Raw genomic sequence first — 21515 nt, 5'->3', positions numbered from 1 at the left:
CCCTTACAGCTTCATCAGGCTGGCGTCGTCGACCGAGGCCGTATGACGGGTGCGGAAGATCGACACGATGATCGCCAGACCGACCACGACCTCGGCCGCGGCGACGACCATCGTGAAGAAGGCGATGATCTGGCCGTCCAGATTCCCGTGCATTCGCGAGAAGGTGACGAAGGCGAGATTGCAGGCGTTGAGCATCAGCTCGATGCACATGAACACCACGATGGCGTTCCGCCTGATCAGCACCCCGGCCGCGCCGATGGTGAACAACAGGGCGGCGAGATAGAGGTAGTAGACCGGGTTCATTTCTTGGCCCCCTCCTTGTGCTCCGTCGACGGCGAGCCACCGGACGACGACGGGCCGGGCTCGTCCTCGGAGCCCCGGCCCAGCCAGTCCTCGGAGCGCCGCTCCAGAGCCTTCAGCTCGGCGAGCGACGCGCCGGAAACATCGCGGATCTGACCGCGCCCCCGCAGCGTCGGGTTAACGCTGAGCTCGGACACCGTGCCGTCGGGCAGCAGCCCCGGAATGTCGACGGCGTTGTGCCGGGCGTAGACGCCGGGGGCGGGCAGCGGCGGTACCTGCTTGCCCTCGCGGATGCGTGCCTCGGACTGCTCGCGCTGGGTCTTCGCGCGCTCCGTGCGCTCCCGGTGGGTGAGCACCATCGCGCCGACCGCCGCCGTGATCAGCAGCGCGCCGGTGGCTTCGAAGGCGAAGACGTACTTGGTGAAGATGAGCGCCGCCAGGCCCTGCACATTGCCGCCGGCGTTGGCCTCGCCCAGGCCGTTGAACTCCTTCAGCGAGGCGTTGCCGATGCCGGCGATCAGCAGGATGCCGAAGCCGAGGCCCGCCGCGGCGGCGAGCCAGCGCTGGCCCTTGAGCGTCTCCTTGAGGGAGTCCGCGGCGGTGACACCGACGAGCATCACCACGAACAGGAACAGCATCATGATCGCGCCCGTATAGACGACGATCTGGACGACGCCGAGGAAGTAGGCGCCGTTGGCGAGGTAGAAGACCGCCAGGACGATCATGGTCCCGGCGAGCGACAGCGCGCTGTGCACCGCGCGCTTCATCAGGATCGTGCACAGCGCGCCGATGACGGCGACGCTGCCCAGGATCCAGAACTGCACGGCCTCCCCCGTGGAGGTCATGGAGGCCGCGGCGGCGAGGCCGGTCATGCGTGCGCCCCCTTCGCCTGCGGGTTGTCGTCGGCCTTCTCGCCCTTGGAGGTGGCGACCTGACGGACGGTCCCCGGCGCGGCCTCGGTCACCAGTCCCTGGTAGTAGTCCTTCTCCGTCATGCCGGGGTAGATCGCATGCGGGCTGTCGACCATGGTCTCCTCCAGGCCCGCGAGCAGCTCTTCCTTGGTGTAGATGAGCGATTCCCGGGACCTGTCGGCGAGTTCGTACTCATTCGTCATGGTCAGTGCGCGGGTCGGGCAGGCTTCCACGCACAGGCCGCACAGGATGCAGCGCAGATAGTTGATCTGGTAGACGCGGCCGTAGCGCTCGCCCGGGGAGTAGCGCTCCTCGTCGGTGTTGTCCGCGCCCTCGACATAGATCGCGTCCGCCGGGCAGGCCCAGGCGCACAGCTCGCAGCCGATGCACTTCTCCAGCCCGTCCGGATGGCGGTTGAGCTGGTGGCGGCCGTGGAAACGCGGCGCCGTCGGCTTCTTCTCCTCCGGATACTGCTCGGTCAGCCGCTTCTTGAACATGGCCTTGAAGGTCACGCCGAAGCCGGCCACGGGGTTCTGGAACTCAGGCACCGTCGCCCCCCTTTCCGTCGTTTCCGATTCCGTCACTGACAGTGTCCGCCCCGCCACTGACAATCAGCTCCCGCTCCCGGCGCGGCCTGCGGCGCGGCACCGGCGGCAGGCTCTGTCCGGGCAGCGGCGGCACGGGGTAGCCGCCCGCCATCGGGTCGAAGGCCCCGTCGCCGTCCGTCTCCTCCGCCACCGCACCGCGCCGGAAGAAGTCCACGAGCAGCGAGATCAGCAGCAGCAGGACGGCGCCGCCGGCGACGTACAGCACGATCTGGGAGAAGTCGTAGCCCTCGTTCTTCAGCGCCCGGACGGTGGCGACCAGCATCAGCCAGACCAGCGAGACCGGGATCAGGACCTTCCAGCCCAGCTTCATGAACTGGTCGTAGCGCACCCGCGGAAGGGTGCCGCGCAGCCAGATGAAGAAGAACAGCAGCAGCTGCACCTTGAGGGTGAACCAGAGCAGCGGCCACCAGCCGTGGTTCGCGCCTTCCCAGAAGGTGGAGATCGGCCAGGGGGCCCGCCAGCCACCCAGGAAGAGGGTGATCGCGACGGCCGAGACGGTCACCATGTTGATGTACTCGGCGAGCATGAACATCGCGAACTTGATGGACGAGTACTCGGTGTTGAAGCCGCCGACGAGGTCGCCCTCGGACTCCGGCATGTCGAACGGCGCCCGGTTGGTCTCCCCCACCATCGCGACGATGTAGATGATGAACGACACCGGCAGCAGCAGGATGTACCAGCGGTTCTGCTGCGACTCCACGATGGTCGACGTCGACATCGACCCGGAGTAGAGGAACACCGCCGCGAACGACATCCCCATCGCGATCTCGTACGAGATCATCTGCGCGCACGAGCGCAGCCCGCCGAGCAGCGGATAGGTCGAGCCGGAGGACCAGCCCGCCAGCACGATGCCGTAGATGCCGACCGAGGCCGTGGCCAGGATGTAGAGGATGCCGATCGGCAGGTCCGTCAGCTGCATCGGGGTACGGACACCGAAGATCGAGATCTCGTTGCCCGCGGGCCCGAAGGGGATCACCGCGATCGCCATGAAGGCCGGGATGGCCGCCACGACCGGCGCGAGGAGATAGACCACCTTGTCGGCCCGCTTGACGATCAGGTCCTCCTTCAGCATCAGCTTGATGCCGTCGGCGAGGGACTGGAGCATCCCCCAGGGACCGTGCCGGTTGGGGCCGATGCGCAGCTGCATCCAGGCGACGACCTTGCGTTCCCAGACGATCGAGAACAGCACCGTCAGCATCAGGAACGCGAAGCAGAAGACCGCCTTGATGACCACCAGCCACCACGGATCGCGGCCGAACATCGACAGGTCTTCCTGGGCCAGCGAACTGCCGGCGGCGGCGAGTTGACCGAACTGCTGCATCATGCGTCCACCTCCTCGGCCGGCTCCGGGGTGCCCGGGGCGGCGGAGATCTTCACCAGGTCCCCGGGGCGGGCCCCGGTATCGGCGGCGACCCCACCGCCCGTGGAGTTGAGCGGCAGCCACACCACCCGGTCGGGCATCGGCGTGACCTGGAGCGGCAGCCGGACCACGCCGGCCGGCCCGGTGACCGCCAGCAGATCCCCGTCCTTGACCCCGGTCTCCTGCGCGGTGGTCTCCGACAGCCGGGCGACCGGGGCGTGCCGGGTGCCGGCCAGCGCCGGGTCGCCTTCCTGGAGCCGCCCCTGGTCCAGCAGCAGCCGGTGGCCGGCGAGGACGGCCTCCCCGCTGTCGGGGCGGGGCAGCGGCCGCCCGGTCTCCACGGGCTCGCCCGCGTACGGCCCGTCCCAGCCGCCGAGCCGGTCCAGTTCGCGGCGTGCGGAACGGATGTCCGGCAGCGCCAGATGCACGTCGAGGGCGTCGGCGAGCATGTGCAGCACCCGGGAGTCGGGCAGCAGATGCCGGCGGGTCATCTGGTCCGGTTTGAGCGCGGCCTCGAACAGCCGCGCCCGGCCCTCCCAGTTGAGGAAGGTGCCGGCCTTCTCCACCACGGCGGCCACCGGGAAGACCACATCCGCCCGTTCGGTGACCTGCGAGGGCCGCAGCTCCAGACTGACCAGGAAGCCGACCTGGTCCAGCGCGGCCAGCGCGCGGGCCGGGTCCGGCAGGTCGGCGACCTCGACGCCCGCCACCAGGAGCGCACTGAGCTCGCCGGTCGCCGCGGCCTCGATGATCTGGCCGGTGTCCCGGCCGTGCCGGTGCGGCAGCGCGGCCACGCCCCAGGCGGCCGCGACCTCGTCGCGGGCCCGCGGATCGGTGGCCGGCCGGCCGCCCGGCAGCAGCCCGGGCAGCGCCCCCGCCTCGACGGCGCCGCGCTCACCGGCCCGCCGCGGGATCCACACCAGGCGGGCCCCGGTGGCCGACGCCACGCGGAGCGCGGCGGTCAGCGCGCCGGGCGCCGCCGCCAGCCGCTCACCGACGACGATCACCGACCCCTCGGCCCGCAGCGCCTCGGCCGCGGTACGGCCCTCGCCCTCCAGGCCGACCCCGCCCGCGAGCGCGTCCAGCCATTCGGTCTCGGTACCGGGCGCGGCCGGCAGCAGCGTGCCGCCGGCCTTGATCAGCCCGCGCGAGGCGTAGGCGGCCAGCCCGTAGGTGCGCTGTCCGCTCCTGCGGTGCGCCTTGCGCAGCCGCAGGAAGACGCCCGGGGCCTCCTCCTCGGCCTCGATACCGGCCAGCAGCACGGCCGGTGCCTTCTCCAGCGCGGTGTACGTGACGTCCCCGCCGTCCAGGTCACGGCCGCGGCCGGCGACCCGGGACGCCAGGAAGTCGGCCTCCTCGGCGCTGTGCACCCGGGCCCGGAAGTCGATGTCGTTGGTGCCCAGCGCGATCCGGGCGAACTTGGCGTAGGCGTAGGCGTCCTCGACGGTCAGCCGGCCGCCGGTCAGTACGCCGGTGCGCCCCTTGGCCGCGGCCAGCCCGCGGGCCGCCGCCTCCAGTGCCGCCGGCCAGCTCGCCGGCTCCAGTTCGCCGGACTCCGGGTCGCGCACGAGGGGGTGCTCCAGCCGGTCGCGCTGCTGCGCGTACCGGAAGGCGAACCGCCCCTTGTCGCAGATCCACTCCTCGTTGACCTCGGGGTCGTCGGCCGCCAGCCGCCGCATGACCTTGCCGCGCCGGTGATCCGTACGGGTCGCGCAGCCGCCCGCGCAGTGCTCGCACACCGACGGCGAGGAGACCAGGTCGAAGGGGCGGGAGCGGAAGCGGTAGGCGGCGGAGGTGAGCGCGCCGACCGGGCAGATCTGGATGGTGTTGCCGGAGAAGTACGACTGGAAGGGGTCGCCCTCCCCGGTGCCGACCTGCTGGAGGGCGCCGCGCTCGACGAGTTCGATCATCGGGTCGCCGGCGATCTGGTTGCTGAAGCGGGTGCAGCGCGCACACAGCACACACCGCTCACGGTCCAGCAGCACCTGCGTGGAGATCGGCACCGGCTTCTCGAAGGTGCGCTTCCTGCCCTCGAAACGCGACTCCGGGTCGCCGACCTGCATCGCCTGGTTCTGGAGCGGGCACTCGCCGCCCTTGTCGCAGACCGGGCAGTCCAGCGGGTGGTTGATCAGCAGCAGCTCCATCACGCCGCGCTGGGCCTTCTCGGCCACCGGGGAGGTCAGCTGCGACTTGACCACCATGCCGTCGGTGCAGGTGATGGTGCAGGAGGCCATCGGCTTGCGCTGGCCCTCGACCTCCACGATGCACTGCCGGCAGGCGCCCGCCGGGTCCAGCAGCGGATGGTCGCAGAAGCGCGGGATCTCGATGCCGAGGAGCTCGGCGGCGCGGATGACCAGCGTCCCCTTGGGGACGGAGATCTCGATGCCGTCGATCGTCAGGGTGACGAGGTCCTCCGGCGGGATCGCTGCCTCGCCGCCCCCCGAGGGACGGGCGGCGGAGCCGCTGTCCGACCCCGTGGTCGTGACGGTCATGCCTTCACCCCCAGGTGAGCGTCGTTGTCGGCCCAGAGGGTCGACCTGGCCGGGTCGAAGGGACAGCCCCTGCCGTTGAGGTGCTGCTCGTACTCCTCGCGGAAGTACTTGAGCGAGGAGAAGATCGGCGAGGCGGCGCCGTCGCCGAGGGCGCAGAACGACTTGCCGTTGATGTTGTCGGCGATGTCGTCGATCTTGTCGAGGTCGCCGGGCCGCCCCTTGCCCGCCTCGATGTCACGCAGCAACTGCACCAGCCAGTAGGTCCCTTCACGGCAGGGCGTGCACTTGCCGCAGGACTCGTGCGCGTAGAACTCGGTCCAGCGGGTGACCGCCCGGACCACACAGGTGGTCTCGTCGAAGCACTGGAGCGCCTTGGTGCCGAGCATCGAGCCGGCCGCGCCGACGCCCTCGTAGTCGAGGGGGACATCGAGGTGCTCGTCGGTGAACATCGGCGTCGACGAGCCGCCCGGCGTCCAGAACTTCAGCCGGTGGCCGCGGCGCATCCCGCCGCTCATGTCCAGCAGCTGGCGCAGGGTGATGCCCAACGGGGCCTCGTACTGGCCCGGGTTGGCCACATGGCCGCTGAGCGAGTAGAGCGTGAAGCCCGGGGACTTCTCGCTGCCCATCGACCGGAACCAGTCCTTGCCCCGGTTCATGATCGCGGGAACCGAGGCAATGGACTCGACGTTGTTCACGACAGTGGGGCAGGCGTACAGGCCCGCCACCGCCGGGAAGGGAGGACGCAGCCGAGGCTGTCCGCGACGGCCCTCCAGGGAGTCGAGCAGCGCGGTCTCCTCACCGCAGATGTACGCGCCCGCGCCCGCGTGCACGATCACGTCCAGGTCGAGGCCCGAGCCCAGGATGTTCTTCCCGAGGAAGCCCGCCGCATAGGCTTCGCGCACCGCCTCGTGCAGCCGCCGCAGGACGGGCACGACCTCACCGCGCAGATAGATGAACGCGTGGTTCGACCGGATCGCATGACAGGCGATCACGATCCCCTCGATGAGGGAGTGCGGGTTGGCGAAGAGCAGCGGGATGTCCTTGCAGGTCCCGGGCTCGGACTCATCGGCGTTGACCACGAGGTAGTGCGGTTTGCCGTCGCCCTGCGGGATGAACTGCCACTTCATCCCGGTCGGGAAGCCCGCGCCACCGCGGCCACGCAGCCCGGAGTCCTTGATGTAGGCGATGACGTCGTCCGGGGGCATCGCCAGCGCCTTGCGCAGGCCCTCGTAGCCCTCGTGCCGGCGGTAGGTCTCCAGCGTCCAGGACGCGGACTGGTCCCAGAAGGCGGACAGGACGGGCGTCAGAAGCTTCTCGGGGTGATCCCCGCCGGTCTCGCGCCGGGAGGCACCGCCGTGTTCGGCTGCCACTGTCATCACTCCCCCTCCTCTGCTGTGGGGCCGGCCGTTTCGTTACCGCGAGGCGCAGCCTCTCCGTCCGGGGTGGTGGCGGGAGAGGGGCTGGCCTCGTCAGAGGCCGACGTCTGCTGCGGTGCGTCGTGGGAGCTGGGGTGGCCCGAGGGCGCCTCCTCGGCGGGGTGGCCGGACGGGGGCTCACCGGCGGTCGGGCCGTCGGCCGTGGTCCGCGGGGCGACGACATGGTCGGCGCCGCGGCCGGGAGCGGCCTCGCCCTTGGCCAGCCGCAGCCCGATCAGCGAGGCGGGGCCGGCGCCGCCGGTGGCCTCGACGGCGCCCGGCCGCTCGTCCGGGAAGCCGGCGAGCATCCGGGCCGTCTCCTTGAACGTGCACAGCGGCGCACCGCGGGTGGGCTCGACGGTCCGGCCGGCCCGCAGGTCGTCGACCAGCCGCCGGGCGGTCTCCGGCGTCTGGTTGTCGAAGAACTCCCAGTTGACCATCACGACCGGCGCGAAGTCGCAGGCCGCGTTGCACTCGATGTGTTCGAGGGTGACCGCGCCGTCCTCGGTGGTCTCGCCGTTGCCGACGCCGAGGTGCTCCTTGAGCTCCTCGAAGATGGCGTCGCCGCCCATCACCGCGCACAGCGTGTTGGTGCAGACCCCGACCTGGTAGTCCCCACTGCGCTTGCGGCGGTACATGGAGTAGAAGGTCGAGACGGCGGTGACCTCGGCGGTGGTGAGGTCGAGCATCTCGGCGCAGAAGCGGATGCCGGTACGGGTGATGTGCCCTTCCTCGGCCTGTACGAGGTGCAGCAGCGGCAGCAGCGCCGACCGCGAGCCGGGGTAGCGGGCGATCACCTCTTTGGCGTCCGCCGCCAGCCGGGCCCGTACGTCCGCCGGGTAATCGGGGGCGGGGAGCGCGGGCATCCCCAGCTGCACGTCCTGGTTTGCCGGAGTGGCGTTCACCGGTCGACGCCTCCCATCACGGGGTCGATGGACGCGACGGCGACGATGACGTCGGCGACCTGGCCGCCCTCGCACATCGCCGCCATGGCCTGAAGGTTGGTGAAGGAGGGGTCGCGGAAGTGCACCCGGTAGGGGCGGGTCCCGCCGTCGCTGACCGCATGCACGCCCAGCTCGCCCTTGGGGGACTCGACGGCCGCGTAGGTCTGCCCCGGCGGGACCCGGAAGCCCTCGGTCACCAGCTTGAAGTGGTGGATCAGGGCCTCCATCGAGGTGCCCATGATCTTCTTGATGTGGTCGAGGGAGTTGCCCAGACCGTCCGGGCCGAGGGCCAGTTGGGCGGGCCAGGCGATCTTCTTGTCCGCGACCATCACCGGGCCGGGCGCCAGCCGGTCCAGGCACTGCTCGACGATCCGCAGCGACTGGCGCATCTCCTCCAGCCGGATCAGGAACCGGCCGTAGGAGTCGCAGGTGTCGGCGGTCGGCACCTCGAAGTCGTAGTCCTCGTAGCCGCAGTACGGCTGGGTCTTGCGCAGATCGTGCGGCAGTCCGGCGGCGCGCACGATGGGCCCGGTGGCGCCGGTGGCCATACAGCCGGCCAGGTCGAGATAGCCGATGCCTTCCATCCGGCCCTTGAAGACCGGGTTGCCGGTGGCGAGCTTGTCGTACTCGCCGATGTTCTTCCGCATCTTCTTGACGAACTCACGCACCTGGTCGACCGCGCCCGGCGGCAGGTCCTGGGCGAGGCCGCCGGGCCGGATGTAGGCGTGGTTCATCCGCAGGCCGGTGATCAGCTCGTAGAGGTCGAGGATGAGCTCACGGTCCCGGAAGCCGTAGATCATGATCGTGGTGGCTCCCAGCTCCATCCCGCCGGTGGCGATGGCCACGAGGTGGGAGGACATCCGGTTGAGCTCCATCAGCAGCACGCGGATGACCGAGGCCCGGTCGGGGACCTGGTCGGTGATGCCCAGCAGCTTCTCCACGGCCAGGCAGTAGGCCGTCTCGTTGAAGAAGGGCGTCAGGTAGTCCATCCGCGTCACGAAGGTGGTGCCCTGCGTCCAGGTCCGGAATTCGAGGTTCTTCTCGATGCCGGTGTGCAGATAGCCGATCCCGCAGCGGGCCTCGGTGACGGTCTCGCCGTCGATCTCCAGGATCAGCCGGAGCACCCCGTGGGTGGACGGGTGCTGCGGCCCCATGTTGACGATGATCCGCTCGTCGTCGGCCTTCACGGCGGCCGCGGCGATCTCGTCCCAGTCGCCGCCGGAGACGTTGTAGACGGTCCCCTCGGTGGTCTCGCGGCCCAGCGACTCCTCGGTGTCGAAGTCGCTCGAAGTGCGGTGGCCGGACGAGGAGTGGGAGTGCGGTGCAGTAGTCATCAGCTGTACGACCTCCGCTGGTCGGGAGCCGGAATCTGGGCGCCCTTGTACTCGACGGGGATGCCGCCGAGCGGGTAGTCCTTGCGCTGCGGGAAGCCCTGCCAGTCGTCCGGCATCATGATCCGGGTCAGCGCCGGGTGACCGTCGAAGACGATTCCGAAGAAGTCGTAGGTCTCCCGCTCGTGCCAGTCGTTGGTCGGATAGACCTCCACGAGCGAGGGCACATGCGGGTCGGCGTCCGGGGCGGAGACCTCCAGCCGGATCAGCCGGTTGTGGGTGATCGAGCGCAGGTGGTAGACGGCGTGCAGCTCACGGCCCTTGTCGCCGGGGAAGTGCACTCCGCTCACCCCCGTGCACAGCTCGAAGCGCAGCGCCGGATCGTCCCGCAGGATCCTGGCGACGGCCGGCAGATGGCCGCGCTCGATGTGGAAGGTCAGCTCGTCGCGGTCCACGACGGTCTTCTCGATGACGTTCTCGGGGACCAGCCCCTGTTCGTCGAGGGCGCCCTCCAGCTCGTCGGCGATCTCGTCGAACTCCCCGTAGCCTCCCCCACTCTCGGCTCCGCTCGACCGGGAGGTGCCCCCACCCGTGCCGCGCGGTCCGCCGTACGGCCGCTGGGCCGCGCCGGGCAGCCGGACCGTGCGGACGAGGCCGCCGTAGCCGGTGGTGTCCCCGCCGTTGTTGGCGCCGAACATGCCGCGGCGGGTGGCGATGGCCTCACCGGTGTCCTCGCGCTGCGCGGGCACCGCCTCGTCCGGTCCGTCGCCGGAACGCTCGGGGTTCGTCTGCTCACTCACCGCAGCAGCCCCTTCATCTCGATCAGCGGCAGCGCCTTGAGTGCCGCTTCCTCCGCCTCACGGGCGGCCTGCTCCTGATGGACCCCGAGCTTGGTGTCCTGGATCTTCTGGTGGAGCTTGAGAATGGCGTCCATCAGCATCTCGGGACGCGGCGGGCAACCCGGCAAATAAATGTCAACGGGAACGATGTGGTCGACGCCCTGCACAATCGCATAGTTATTGAACATTCCGCCCGACGAGGCGCAAACCCCCATGGAAATCACCCACTTCGGGTTCGGCATCTGGTCATAGACCTGCCGCAGCACGGGCGCCATCTTCTGGCTCACCCGGCCGGCCACGATCATCAGATCCGCCTGTCGCGGCGAGCCGCGGAAGACCTCCATGCCGAAGCGGGCGAGGTCGTAGCGCCCGGCGCCGGTGGTCATCATCTCGATGGCGCAGCAGGCCAGCCCGAAGGTCGCGGGGAAGACCGAGGATTTGCGCACCCAGCCGGCGGCCTGCTCGACAGTGGTCAGCAAAAAGCCGCTCGGCAGCTTCTCTTCAAGTCCCATGTGTGACCCCTAGTCCCATTCCAGGCCGCCACGACGCCAGACATAGGCGTAGGCGACGAAGACGGTGAGCGCGAAGAGGAGCATCTCGACGAGCCCGAAAAGCCCCAGGGCGTCGAAGGTGACGGCCCAGGGATAGAGGAAGACGATCTCGATGTCGAAGACGATGAAGAGCATCGCCGTCAGGTAGTACTTGATCGGGAAGCGACCACCGCCGGACGGCTGCGGCGTCGGCTCGATGCCGCACTCGTATGCCTCGAGCTTGGCCCGGTTGTAACGCCTGGGCCCGATGAGGGTGGCCATCACGACGGAGAAGATCGCAAAGCCTGCCCCGAGGGCTCCCAGTACGAGGATGGGCGCGTAAGCGTTCACCGTCCTCGCTCCCTTCAGTCGACGATGACTGGATGGCGGTCCGCCCGGGCCCTCCGGCTGCCCCATGGAGATCGTGCCTATGTGAGGCAGTTCACAAGCCCGAGCCGCCTGCATCTTATGCCCGCTGGTCTGTGATCTGCGACACGGGGGTGAACAACGCCTTTGTGATCTCCACCACCCGGCGAAGGATCATGAAGTCGGATGAGCGGTGATCTTCATACGCGAAGCGCGCGAGTGATCACGAGAGGTGACATTCCCTGGTGTTACCGCTGGTCAGCGCGCGGGTGCCAATATCAAGTGGTTGCCGCCGCAAGCAAATTGGCGCTGGACACGGCCAACTGCTATACGCGGCGGGCCCGGAGATCCGGCCCGGCCGTGACCCGACCGTGATCGTCGGTACGTGCTTCCGTTCACGAGCGACCGGCCGACGAGAGATCACGGGAACATAACGGACACTCAAGAGTGACCTATCCCACGCTATTTCCAGCACTAAGCGCTTGACGCCCGGGAAGCCTTGGCGTGGCGGATGCGGAAGTGGTAGGCGCCCGCCGGGCCCGCATGGAGCAGCAAATGCCATGCGTAGGAACATGATCGCGAAATTCGGACATCCCGCCGCGGGCACAGCGGGCGGACAAAAGTCCGTTTTGTTCGTCGCGTACGCGTCAAGTGTGGCGCACTGCACCTTTCTTGGCAGCAACCTGCGGGGCCTGATAGCCGTTATTGCCATGTCCCCGAACGCACTCATACCCAGCCACCGGAAGCCCCGCCGTCCTTCCGCGTCCTCGCGGGCGCTGCGCGCGGGCGTGACCGGTGGCTTCCTCACCCTCGCGGTGACCGGCGCCACCGTGCCGGCCAACGCCGCGGAAAAGCCCGTCTCCGAAACCCAGGAGATGCCGACGATCACGACGGCGCTGGCGACCAGCGCCGCCAGGAGCGCCGACACGGCCGAGCAGGTCGCGTTCAACTACGAGCGTCAGGCGCTCCAGGACAGCGCCTTCTCGCACGCCGCCAAGGCCGCGGAGAAGCACAAGGCCGAGGCCGTGAAGAAGGCCAAGGCCGCGGCGAAGAAGAAGGCCGAGGAGGCCCGTAAGGCCAAGGAGGCCGCCGAGGCCCGTGCCTCGCGCTCCTCCGAGCGTTCGACGCTGTCCGCCCCGGCCTCCAACGCCACCGGCAGCTCCGCCACCCTCGTCGCCTTCCTCAAGGCGCAGCTCGGCAAGGCGTACGTGCTGGGCTCCAGCGGCCCCTCCTCGTACGACTGCTCCGGTCTGACGCAGGCCGCGTTCAACCAGATCGGCATCGACCTGCCGCGGGTCTCGCAGGACCAGTCCACCGCCGGCACCCAGGTCGGCCTCGACAACCTCCAGGTCGGCGACATCCTGTACTGGGGCAGCGCGGGCAGCGCCTACCACGTCGGCGTCTACGTCGGCGGCGGCAAGTTCATCGGCGCCCAGAACCCGAGCACCGGCATCGTCGAGCGCCCGCTCGACTACGACATGCCGACCGGCGCGGTGCGCGTCCTCTAGGACCACCGCGCGCGCGATCACCGCACAAGGACCGTCCCTCTCGCCGCTCGGGAGGGGCGGTCCTTCTGCGTGGGCCGAGTCTCCGGGCCGGTCCGCCACCCCGTCGTCCGACGGATGATTCGCGCCGCCCGGCGCCGTGATCAAGCCAGGTACGGGCCGAAGGCCGCCCCGTGGAGCCACCGATGCGCGGTGCGCGCCGTTGCACCTCTCGCCATATGCCGTGGATGCCGCTTATGCGTCGTCCGGTATCCGCAGAGAGAGGGAACCGCGCTTCGATGAACACCCATCGCACCCCCCGCCGCCTCGTCAGCCGGGCCGCGACGGCCGCCGCCCTGGCGACCGCGCTCGGCCTGGGCGCCGTCCACACCGCGACCGCCGCACCGTCCGCCGCACCGCTCGCCGGCCGGCCCGCCGGCCTGGACGGCGGCTGGCACCGGGACGGGCTGCATCTGACGGCCGCCGAGAACAAGAAGGTGGACGGCTTCGTCGCCCGCGCCCGGCGGGCCGAGCGCACCATCAGCCCCGAGGTCCGGGCGGCCGCCAGGATCAGCCATGCCGAGCTGGTCGGCTTCGACCAGCGGCTGAAGTCGCCGGACTCGCTCAAGCGCAAGGTCGCCACCCGGCTGCGGGAGACACCGGGGCAGACCGTGGACGCGGCGCTCCGCACGATCAATGACGCGGTCCGCTTCACCCTCCAGTGGCCGGCCGGCACCTACAGCCAGGGCGTCCACACCGCGGCCGGGCTGCTGTCCACCTGGGGCAACGACTCCACCCGCTGGACCAACACCTGGAACCGGCCGGCCGGCTACAAGGCGGTCAACTCCGTCTGGCGCGCGCCCCGCTCCGGCCAGCTCTTCGAGGTCCAGTTCCACACCCCCGAGAGCAAGGCGGCGCAGCTGGAGACGCACAAGCTGTACGAGGAGCAGCGGCTGCCGGGCACGCCGCCCGCGAGGGTGCGCGAGCTCCAGGAGCAGCAGAACGCGATCTTCGCGGCGGTACCGGTCCCGCCGGGCGCCGAGCGGCTGACCGCCCCGGCCCGCCGCCTGCCGTCCCCGGACCCGGCCCGCCGGCTCCCCGCACCGGCCCAGGCCCCCGCCGGCTGACGGACCGGTCACCGGCCCCCGGGATCACGGCTCAGCAGGAGCGGCCCGCCGGATGCGCCGACGGGCCGCCAGGGACGTGCGGCGGGGCCGTCACAGGCCGCCGCCGGGCGGGAGTTACCAGCCCGCGCCGGCCGGCTGCCTGGTGGTCGCGTTGAGCCGGTTGAAGAGGTTGGTGATGCCGATCGTCAGGATGATCGCCGACAGCTGGCGCTCGTCGAAGTGGTCCGCGGCGGCGTCCCAGAGGTGGTCCGGCACCGGATCCGAGCTGTCGGCGAGCCGGGTGGCCGCCTCGGTGAGCGCCAGGGCGGCGCGCTCGGCGTCCGAGAAGTACGGCGCCTCCCGCCAGGCCGCGACCGCGAACAGCTGATCGTCGCTGACGCCCGCCTTCCGGGCGCTCTTCACTCCCCCGTCGACACAGAAGCTGCATCCGTTGATCTGGCTCGCGCGCAGATGGACCAGCTCCAGCGTCGCCTCCCGCACCCCGCCCCGGCGGGTCGCCCGGACCACGTCCAGGAGCGGCTGCATGGCCTCGGGCAGGACCACCGCGGGGTTCTTCATCCGTGCTTCCATCACTGCTCTCCTTCGGGGAATCCGTCGTCACCGCACTGACGGATTCCGGCCGGAGAGTGTGACCGCGGCGCCCGGAAAATTTTCCCGGCCGCCGCCGGAGCACGGACCGGGCCGGTCCCGGACCTCCCGTCCGGTGGCCGGCCCCGGTGTCACGCCTTCGGGGCGACCTTGCTCAGCCCGTTGATGATGCGGTCCATCGCGTCGCCGCCCGTGGGGTCGGTGAGGTTGGCGAGCATCTTGAGGGTGAAGCGCATCAGCAGCGGGTGGGTCAGACCGCGCTGGGTGGCGATCTTCATGACCTTGGGGTTGCCGATGAGCTTCACGAAGGCGCGGCCCAGCGAGTAGTAACCGCCGTAGGTGTCCTTGAGGATCTTCGGGTAGCGCGCCAGGGCCAGTTCGCGCTGCGCGTACGTGGCACGGGCGTGCGCCTGCACGATGACCTCGGCGGCGATCGCGCCGGACTCCATGGCGTAGGCGATGCCCTCGCCGTTGAACGGGTTGACCAGCCCGCCCGCGTCACCGACCAGCAGCAGGCCCCTGGTGTAGTGGGGCTGGCGGTTGAAGGCCATGGGGAGCGCGGCGCCGCGGATCGGGCCGGTCATGTTCTCCGGCGTGTAGCCCCAGTCGGCGGGCATCGAGGCGCACCACGCCTTGAGGATCTCGCGCCAGTCCAGCTCCTTGAACGCGGAGCTGGAGTTGAGGATGCCCAGGCCGACGTTGCTCGTCCCGTCGCCCATGCCGAAGATCCAGCCGTAGCCCGGCAGCAGCCGGTCCTCGGCGCCGCGGCGGTCCCACAGCTCCAGCCAGGACTCCAGGTAGTCGTCGTCATGGCGGGGCGAGGTGAAGTACGTACGGACGGCCACGCCCATGGGGCGGTCCTCGCGCCGGTGCAGGCCCATGGCCAGCGAGAGCCGGGTGGAGTTGCCGTCGGCGGCGACCACGAGCGGGGCGTGGAAGGTGACCGGGGTCTTCTCCTCACCGAGCTTGGCGTGCACGCCGGTGATGTGGCCGGTCAGCTCGTGCACGATCGGCGCGCCCACGTTGCAGCGCTCGTACAGCCGCGCCCCGGCCTTCTGCGCCTGCCGGGCCAGCTGCTCGTCGAAGTCGTCGCGCTTACGGACCAGGCCGTAGTCCGGGTACGAGGCCAGTTCCGGCCAGTCGAGCTGGAGCCGGGAGCCGCCGCCGATGATCCGCAGGCCCTTGTTGCGCAGCCAGCCCGCTTCCTCTGAGATGTCGATGCCCATCGCGACCAGCTGCTTGGTGGCGCGCGGGGTCAGCCCGTCGCCGCAGACCTTCTCGCGCGGGAACGCGGTCTTCTCCAGAAGGAGCACATCCAGGCCGGACTTGGCGAGGTGATAGGCGGTGGCCGAGCCGGCCGGCCCGGCACCGACGACGATCACATCCGCGCTGTGCTCCGATCGGGCGGGGGTCACGGAATCGGTCACGGACGCGGACTCGGTCACGGCGCTGTCTCCCGGAAGTCGATATCTGGATATCTGGGTGCCGACCGGCACTGGGCATGTGCAGTCTATGGGGGCCTTGGTGATCAGAACCTGAAGGGTTGTCCCATGAAGTCTGCGCACACCCCGCTCCCCGCCGTCGAACTGCGCGTGCCCACCGAGGAGGACGCGAGGCACTGGCACCAAGCCTTCCACCACCCGGACGTGATGGAATTCCATGGCGGCGCCCCCGCCGAACTCTCGGAGTACGACGAGCTCACCGCCCGTCAGCGCCGGCACCACGCGGAACTGGGCTTCTGCCTGTACACCCTGGTGGACCCGGCGGACGGCGCGGTCATCGGCTTCACCGGCGCCCAGCCCTGGCCGCACGACTGGGGCCCGGCGGGCGAGATCGAGATCGGCTGGCGGCTCGGCCGCGCGTACTGGGGCAAGGGCTACGCCACCACTGCGGCGCAGGCCGCGCTGGAGTCCGTACGGGCGGCCGGGGTCCGGCACGTGGTGGCGATGGTGGCCGCCGCGAACGAGCGGTCGCTCGCGGTGACCCGGCGGCTGGGGATGCGGCGCGCGGAGACCGTGATCACGCCGAACGGGCAGCGCACGGCGTACTGCCACCGGCTGGATCTGTGAGGGCACGTCAACCGGGAGCGGGCGCTGCGGAATTGCTCCGCAGCGCCCTTTCCCTGCTCGGTGCCGTCGGCGGCCGGTGTCAGCCCTCGGCCGGCCGGCGCCCCCGGTGCAGCGCCACGACGCCGCCGGTCAGATTGCGCCAGGCCACCTCGGTCCAGCCCACGCCCTGGAGCCGGGCGGCGAGTTCGGGCTGGTTGGGCCAGGTGCGGATGGACTCGGCGAGATAGACGTAGGCGTCCGGGTTGCTGCTGACCGCGCGGGCGACCGGCGGCAGTGCCCGCATCAAGTACTCGGTGTAGACCGTCCGGAACGGCGCCCAGGTCGGCTCGCTGAACTCACAGATCACGACCCGGCCGCCGGGCTTGGTGACCCGGTACAGCTCCGCCAGCGCGGCATCGGTGTCCTGGATGTTGCGCAGCCCGAAGGAGATGGTGACGGCGTCGAACACCGCGTCCGCGAACGGCAGCCGGGTACCGTCACCGGCCGTGAACGGCAGCCACGGATGCCGCTTCTTGCCCTCCCCCAGCATGCCGACGGAGAAGTCGCACGGCACCACATACGCACCGGTCCGGGCGAACGGCAGCGAGGAGGTGCCGGTACCGGCCGCGAGGTCGAGCACCCGCTCGGCGGGCCGTGCGGCCACCGCACGCTCCACCTCCTTGCGCCACAGCCGCGCCTGCCCCAGGGAGAGCACGTCGTTGGTGAGGTCGTACCGCGCCGCCACGTCGTCGAACATCGCGGCGACTTCGTGCGGCTGCTTGTCCAGGGATGCTCGGGTCACCCGGCCATTGTCCACCGTGCCGGAGCCGGGAACCGCACCGGGCACGGCCCGGCACGCCCGCCGTCAGCGGCGGCGGTACACCAGACGGCCGGCGAGGACGGTGGCCAGAGCGCTGCCGTCCTCGGCGAAGACCGCGAAATCGGCCGCGCCGCCGACGGTCAGCGCACGGGGGCGGCCGCCGGGCGGCTCCGCGAGCCCGGACCGCTGGACGGCCGTACGGACCGCGGGCCGGGTGAACGGCCCGGTCAGCGATGTCGTCCCGGCGGCCAGCAGACGCTGAAGGCCACGGCGGGCACTGGCGCCCCAGCGGGTCTCGGTCATGTCGAGGGCGGCGAGCGCCGCGCCGGTGAGCGGCTCACCGCCGAGCTCGTCGGCCTCGCGCGGGTCGGGGTGGTAGGCGGCCTCCAGCAGCGCGGCGCCCCCGGGCTCGTACCGGCCGGGGGTCAGCACGCCGTCCCACTCCCGGACCCGCGCGCTGCCGTAGGCCGCCGACAGCTCCTCGTACGGGCCGAGGGCGGCGATACGGGCGCCGTCGACGAGGACCGCGTACCCCGCGATCGGCTCCCCGTCATGACCGGGCCGGACGCCCCGGACCCGGTGAAGTGTCAGCATCCGCGGCTCAGTTGGCGTCGACCAGCTTCAGTTCCGGATGGGCCGTGCCGCCCTCGATCGCCGTCGACGACAGATGCGAGACGACCTTGTCGTCGACCGGGTCGTTGGCCGGGTCGTCGTGCACCAGCAGGTGCTCGTACGTCGTCGCGCGCTGCGCCGGGACCCGGCCCGCCTTGCGGATCAGGTCGATGATCTCCGTGCGGTTGGAGCGGTGCTTGGCGCCGGCCGAGGAGACCACGTTCTCCTCCAGCATGATCGAGCCGAGGTCGTCCGCGCCGTAGTGCAGCGACAGCTGACCGATCTCCTTACCGGTGGTCAGCCACGAGCCCTGGATGTGCGCGACATTGTCGAAGAAGAGCCGCCCGATGGCGATCATGCGCAGGTACTCGAAGAGGGTGGCCTGCGTCCGGCCCTTCAGGTGGTTGTTCTCCGGCTGGTAGGTGTACGGGATGAAGGCGCGGAAGCCGCCCGTACGGTCCTGGACGTCACGGATCATCCGCAGGTGCTCGATCCGCTCGGCATTGGTCTCGCCGGTGCCCATCAGCATCGTGGAGGTCGACTCCACCCCCAGCTCATGGGCCGTCTCCATGATCTCCAGCCAGCGCTCGCCGGACTCCTTCAGCGGGGCGATGGCCTTACGGGGGCGCGCCGGCAGCAGCTCGGCACCGGCACCCGCGAAGGAGTCCAGGCCGGCGGCGTGGATGCGCTGGATGGCCTCCTCGACGGACACCTTGGAGATCCGGGCCATGTGCTCGACCTCGGAGGCGCCGAGGGAGTGGATGACCAGCTGCGGGAATGCCTTCTTGATGGCGGAGAAGTGCTCTTCGTAGTACTCGACGCCGTAGTCCGGGTGGTGGCCGCCCTGGAACATGATCTGGGTGCCGCCCAGCTCGACGGTCTCCGCGCAGCGCCGCAGGATGTCGTCGAGGTCGCGGGTCCAGCCCTTGGCGGTGTCCTTGGGCGCGGCGTAGAAGGCGCAGAACTTGCAGGCCGTCACGCACACATTGGTGTAGTTGATGTTGCGTTCGATGATGTACGTCGCGATGTGCTCGGTGCCGGCGTAGCGGCGGCGGCGGACGGCGTCGGCGGCCTTGCCCAGCGCGTGCAGCGGAGCGGAGCGGTACAGGTCGAGCGCTTCCTCCGGCGTGATGCGGCCGCCCTGCGCGGCGCGGTCGAGTACGGACTGGAGGTCGGCGTTCTCGGTCACCGGGGCGTCCCTTTCGCAGGCGGGCATCACGAACTGAACCAGCGTACGTCAGGGGTACGACACGCTCACCGCCCGGCCGGGCGGCGGCCAGCGGCACACCGGGGGAAGGCCACGGCCGGGCTCAGGAGTACGGGACATACCCCTTCGCCCCGGCAGCACGTGCCGCGCCGCGCCGCCGCTCGCTAACGGGCGGCCGCCGCCTCCAGCAGCTCCACCTTTACATCCGCCGGGAACCCGGTGGTCGGCCCGACCCTCCGGGCGAATTCCGCGACGCCCTTGAGCTGCGCGGGCCCGAAGCGGAAGTCCAGCGTGGTGAAGTAGCGCTCCAGGACCGGTTCGTCGAAGGTCTCCCAGCGGGCCGCCTGCTCGGCGACCTTGGCGACCTCCTCCAGCGACAGATCCCGCGAGGCGAGAAACGCCTCGTGCACCTTCTGCACCACCTCCGGCTCGCGCTCCAGGTACTCGCGCCGGGTCGCCCAGACGGCGAAGACGAACGGCAGGCCCGTCCAGTCCTTCCACATCTGGCCGAGGTCGTGCACCTCCAGCCCCAGCCGGGGCCCGTCGTGCAGATTGGCGCGCAGCGCGGCATCGCCGATCAGCACCGCCGCGTCCGCCTCCTGCATCATCAGACCGAGGTCCGGCGGGCACGTGTAGTAGTCGGGCCGCACCCCGATCTTCTCGGCGAGCAGCAGCTGCGCCAGCCGTACGGACGTCCGCGAGGTCGAGCCGAGCGCGACCCGGGCACCGTCCAGCTGGTCCAGCGGCTTCTGCGAGACGATCACGCAGGACATCACCGGGCCGTCGCAGCCGACGGCGAGGTCGGGGAAGGCGACGAGGTCGTCGGCGGCCCGCAGGAATTCGACGAGCGTGATCGGCGCGATGTCGAGATCCCCGCGGACCAGCTGCTCGCTGAGTTTCTCCGGCGTGTCTTTAGTGAGATCCAGATCGAGCAGGGTGCCCGTACGGGCCAGGCCCCAGTAAAGGGGCAGGCAGTTCAGGAACTGGATGTGGCCCACTCGCGGCCGGCTGCGACGGCGGCCGGCGTCGGCTCCCGCGGGTGCGTCTCCGAAGGTTGAATTGTCCACATGCGGAGGCTAGACCCGTCTCCCTTGGGGCAACGCGGCGGGGCGCCGTATGGACGTTAGTGCGGTCGGTTAAACGTGATCTTTGGCTCTTCCGCCTCAGGAGCAGCACATGCTACGCTCAGCGCAAGTTGCAGTTTGGTTTCCCTTGCAGTACAGAGCCTGCGGAGCATGTGACCCCGCAGGCTCTTGTAGTTTCAGACTTCTTTGCAGGTTCTGGAGCAGGGCAACCCTTTGGCCCAAGGAGGGCTTATGGCTACCGGAACCGTCAAGTGGTTCAACGCTGAAAAGGGCTTCGGCTTCATCGCCCAGGACGGCGGCGGCCCGGATGTCTTCGTCCACTACTCGGCGATCAACGCCTCTGGCTTCCGCTCCCTGGAGGAGAACCAGCAGGTGAACTTCGACGTCACGCAGGGCCCGAAGGGTCCGCAGGCGGAGAACGTCACGCCGGTCTAAGTTGCCCGGCCCGGAATTTCTTCCAGGTCGCCCCTAAGCAGTACCCAAGGAGCCCTGCTCCGCCACTCCGGTGGCGAGCGGGGCTCCTGCCTTTTCGCCCGCCGACACGCCCATCGCACGAATGGCGGGCACCTGAATTCTTGTCGTCCGGCGCATGACACCCCTGAATGCCACCGCAATAGGGAATTCTTCCGCCAATGACCGCGGATTCCCAGGCCACCTCGACTCCCGGCCGGATGAACCGCAGGGGGAGGAATAGCCGGATCACCTCTGCCGGGCGCGCCGCCCGCCCCACGCCCCCGGGCCGTGCCGCACCCCTGCCCGCTCGGCCCACCGCGCCCGCGGGGGCGCGCACCCCACGCCGGCACAACTCCGTACCGAAGCGATCACGGAAAGTGGTCACATCGGAACATGACCCGGCCTACCGTGGGCAGAATGAGCGAGCACTTGCCCCCGCAGAAGCCCTGCCCCGACTGCGCCGGCAGAGGCACCGTGGACTGGGAGACGCCGACCGGCGACCGCGTCACCACACAGTGCTCCGGTTGTGGCGGCACCGGAACCGTCCTGGCATAGAGGAGGCAGAGGCAGCATGGCGGCCTCCAGTAGGAACGGTAAGCCGGTCGGCCTGGACGAGCAGTACGTCGGCCGGCTCCCGTGCTCGACCTGCGGCATACGGTCGATGAAACTGCCCGGTCAGCAGGGCGGGTTGTGCATCCCCTGCTACGCCGACGAATGCGCGGTCGCCGGGCGGCGGGCGGCGACGGCCGGATCCTGGGTCGCCGCGAGTTTCGTGGGCGACCCCTGTCTGGCCTGCGGGTCGCGGTCCGTCGACGCCAACGGCTGGGCGTTCTGGTGCAACACCTGCGATATGCAGACGGCCGTGGCCCTGCCGCCGCGCTGAGCAGCCCCGGACGACTCGCCCCGCAGCAGCCGGCCCTGACCGGCTCCCGGTGGGCGCGGCGCGCCGGCGGCCGCCGGGCCGGCCGATGGAAGTCAGCCAGATGCCGTGATGC

The 21515-nt window shown here is 70.2% G+C and carries 23 protein-coding genes; 6 read left to right on the top strand and 17 right to left on the bottom strand.

Annotation, left to right across the window (positions count from 1 at the left end; translation table 11 throughout):
• Positions 1-3 precede the first annotated feature (3 nt).
• Genes nuoK through ACFWJW_RS15860 form a run of 11 tightly spaced genes read right to left on the bottom strand, consistent with a single transcriptional unit; the run spans position 4 to position 11081 of the window.
• A complete protein-coding gene (gene nuoK / locus ACFWJW_RS15910) occupies positions 4-303 on the bottom strand; it encodes an NADH-quinone oxidoreductase subunit NuoK (protein WP_018090964.1) in 300 nt (99 codons plus the stop codon).
• On the bottom strand, positions 300-1172 hold the full coding sequence (locus ACFWJW_RS15905) for an NADH-quinone oxidoreductase subunit J (RefSeq protein WP_387240522.1): 873 nt from the start codon (positions 1170-1172) through the stop codon (positions 300-302). The genes nuoK and ACFWJW_RS15905 overlap by 4 nt, the downstream gene beginning before the upstream one ends.
• Positions 1169-1759 (bottom strand): NADH-quinone oxidoreductase subunit NuoI, encoded by a 591-nt coding sequence (gene nuoI / locus ACFWJW_RS15900; RefSeq protein WP_245698585.1) that lies wholly within the window; start codon positions 1757-1759, stop codon positions 1169-1171. The genes ACFWJW_RS15905 and nuoI overlap by 4 nt, the downstream gene beginning before the upstream one ends.
• Positions 1752-3140: an NADH-quinone oxidoreductase subunit NuoH gene (gene nuoH, locus ACFWJW_RS15895; RefSeq protein WP_387240646.1), complete on the bottom strand. Its 1389-nt coding sequence runs from the start codon at positions 3138-3140 to the stop codon at positions 1752-1754. The genes nuoI and nuoH overlap by 8 nt, the downstream gene beginning before the upstream one ends.
• The gene (locus ACFWJW_RS15890; RefSeq protein ID WP_387240517.1) at positions 3140-5671 is read right to left on the bottom strand and encodes an NADH-quinone oxidoreductase subunit G; all 2532 of its coding nucleotides are present in this window, start codon (positions 5669-5671) and stop codon (positions 3140-3142) included. Before ACFWJW_RS15890 ends, nuoH begins: the two co-directional genes overlap by 1 nt.
• A complete protein-coding gene (nuoF, locus tag ACFWJW_RS15885; protein WP_371874005.1) occupies positions 5668-7050 on the bottom strand; it encodes an NADH-quinone oxidoreductase subunit NuoF in 1383 nt (460 codons plus the stop codon). Before nuoF ends, ACFWJW_RS15890 begins: the two co-directional genes overlap by 4 nt.
• Positions 7047-7952, bottom strand: coding sequence for an NADH-quinone oxidoreductase subunit NuoE (nuoE, locus tag ACFWJW_RS15880; protein ID WP_387240643.1), 906 nt, complete (start codon positions 7950-7952; stop codon positions 7047-7049). The genes nuoF and nuoE overlap by 4 nt, the downstream gene beginning before the upstream one ends.
• A gap of 35 nt (positions 7953-7987) precedes the next feature.
• Positions 7988-9364, bottom strand: coding sequence for an NADH-quinone oxidoreductase subunit D (locus tag ACFWJW_RS15875; protein ID WP_387240513.1), 1377 nt, complete (start codon positions 9362-9364; stop codon positions 7988-7990).
• Positions 9364-10161 (bottom strand): NADH-quinone oxidoreductase subunit C, encoded by a 798-nt coding sequence (locus ACFWJW_RS15870; protein ID WP_387240510.1) that lies wholly within the window; start codon positions 10159-10161, stop codon positions 9364-9366. The genes ACFWJW_RS15875 and ACFWJW_RS15870 overlap by 1 nt, the downstream gene beginning before the upstream one ends.
• A complete protein-coding gene (locus ACFWJW_RS15865) occupies positions 10158-10712 on the bottom strand; it encodes an NADH-quinone oxidoreductase subunit B family protein (protein ID WP_042155737.1) in 555 nt (184 codons plus the stop codon). Before ACFWJW_RS15865 ends, ACFWJW_RS15870 begins: the two co-directional genes overlap by 4 nt.
• Positions 10713-10721: 9 nt before the next feature.
• Positions 10722-11081, bottom strand: a complete 360-nt coding sequence (locus ACFWJW_RS15860; protein WP_042155734.1) for an NADH-quinone oxidoreductase subunit A — start codon at positions 11079-11081, stop codon at positions 10722-10724.
• Between the two features lie 725 nt (positions 11082-11806).
• On the opposite strand from ACFWJW_RS15860, the gene ACFWJW_RS15855 reads away from it, so the two are divergent.
• A complete protein-coding gene (locus tag ACFWJW_RS15855; RefSeq protein WP_387240506.1) occupies positions 11807-12604 on the top strand; it encodes a C40 family peptidase in 798 nt (265 codons plus the stop codon).
• 275 nt (positions 12605-12879) lie between these two features.
• Positions 12880-13707: an ATP nucleotide 3'-pyrophosphokinase gene (locus ACFWJW_RS15850; protein ID WP_387240503.1), complete on the top strand. Its 828-nt coding sequence runs from the start codon at positions 12880-12882 to the stop codon at positions 13705-13707.
• A gap of 114 nt (positions 13708-13821) precedes the next feature.
• Here the strand turns inward: ACFWJW_RS15850 and ACFWJW_RS15845 are convergent, their stop codons facing one another.
• Together ACFWJW_RS15845 and ACFWJW_RS15840 are read right to left on the bottom strand one after the other, a co-directional pair.
• Positions 13822-14277, bottom strand: coding sequence for a carboxymuconolactone decarboxylase family protein (locus ACFWJW_RS15845; protein ID WP_387240500.1), 456 nt, complete (start codon positions 14275-14277; stop codon positions 13822-13824).
• 149 nt (positions 14278-14426) lie between these two features.
• Complete coding sequence (locus ACFWJW_RS15840; RefSeq protein ID WP_387240640.1) at positions 14427-15710, bottom strand: geranylgeranyl reductase family protein; 1284 nt, start codon at positions 15708-15710, stop codon at positions 14427-14429.
• Positions 15711-15845: 135 nt separating this feature from the next.
• Here ACFWJW_RS15840 and ACFWJW_RS15835 point away from each other — a divergent pair, with 135 nt between their 5' ends.
• The gene (locus ACFWJW_RS15835; RefSeq protein WP_387240497.1) at positions 15846-16364 is read left to right on the top strand and encodes a GNAT family N-acetyltransferase; all 519 of its coding nucleotides are present in this window, start codon (positions 15846-15848) and stop codon (positions 16362-16364) included.
• A gap of 79 nt (positions 16365-16443) precedes the next feature.
• On the opposite strand, the gene ACFWJW_RS15830 is transcribed toward ACFWJW_RS15835, so the two are convergent.
• The 4 genes from ACFWJW_RS15830 to ACFWJW_RS15815 form a co-directional block, all read right to left on the bottom strand.
• Positions 16444-17145, bottom strand: coding sequence for a demethylmenaquinone methyltransferase (locus ACFWJW_RS15830; protein ID WP_042156591.1), 702 nt, complete (start codon positions 17143-17145; stop codon positions 16444-16446).
• A gap of 63 nt (positions 17146-17208) precedes the next feature.
• Positions 17209-17757, bottom strand: coding sequence for a hypothetical protein (locus ACFWJW_RS15825; protein ID WP_387240494.1), 549 nt, complete (start codon positions 17755-17757; stop codon positions 17209-17211).
• 7 nt (positions 17758-17764) lie between these two features.
• Entirely contained in the window at positions 17765-18964 is a 1200-nt protein-coding gene (mqnC, locus tag ACFWJW_RS15820) for a cyclic dehypoxanthinyl futalosine synthase (protein WP_042155722.1), read from the bottom strand.
• A 182-nt stretch (positions 18965-19146) separates the two neighbouring features.
• Positions 19147-20049 (bottom strand): menaquinone biosynthetic enzyme MqnA/MqnD family protein, encoded by a 903-nt coding sequence (locus ACFWJW_RS15815; protein ID WP_387240491.1) that lies wholly within the window; start codon positions 20047-20049, stop codon positions 19147-19149.
• Positions 20050-20298: 249 nt separating this feature from the next.
• Here ACFWJW_RS15815 and ACFWJW_RS15810 point away from each other — a divergent pair, with 249 nt between their 5' ends.
• The 3 genes from ACFWJW_RS15810 to ACFWJW_RS15800 all read left to right on the top strand — a co-directional run bounded on the left by ACFWJW_RS15810 (position 20299) and on the right by ACFWJW_RS15800 (position 21403).
• Positions 20299-20502, top strand: a complete 204-nt coding sequence (locus ACFWJW_RS15810) for a cold-shock protein (protein ID WP_003984261.1) — start codon at positions 20299-20301, stop codon at positions 20500-20502.
• Between the two features lie 435 nt (positions 20503-20937).
• Positions 20938-21075: a hypothetical protein gene (locus ACFWJW_RS15805; protein WP_158092640.1), complete on the top strand. Its 138-nt coding sequence runs from the start codon at positions 20938-20940 to the stop codon at positions 21073-21075.
• Between the two features lie 16 nt (positions 21076-21091).
• Positions 21092-21403 carry a hypothetical protein gene (locus tag ACFWJW_RS15800; RefSeq protein WP_387240486.1) on the top strand — a complete coding sequence of 104 codons (312 nt, stop codon included), beginning with the start codon at positions 21092-21094 and terminating at the stop codon, positions 21401-21403.
• Positions 21404-21515 lie beyond the last annotated feature (112 nt).

Source organism: Streptomyces sp. NPDC127097 (genome assembly GCF_042724075.1).
Lineage (GTDB): Bacteria > Actinomycetota > Actinomycetes > Streptomycetales > Streptomycetaceae > Streptomyces.
This window is presented reverse-complemented; position numbering and strand designations above follow the sequence as displayed.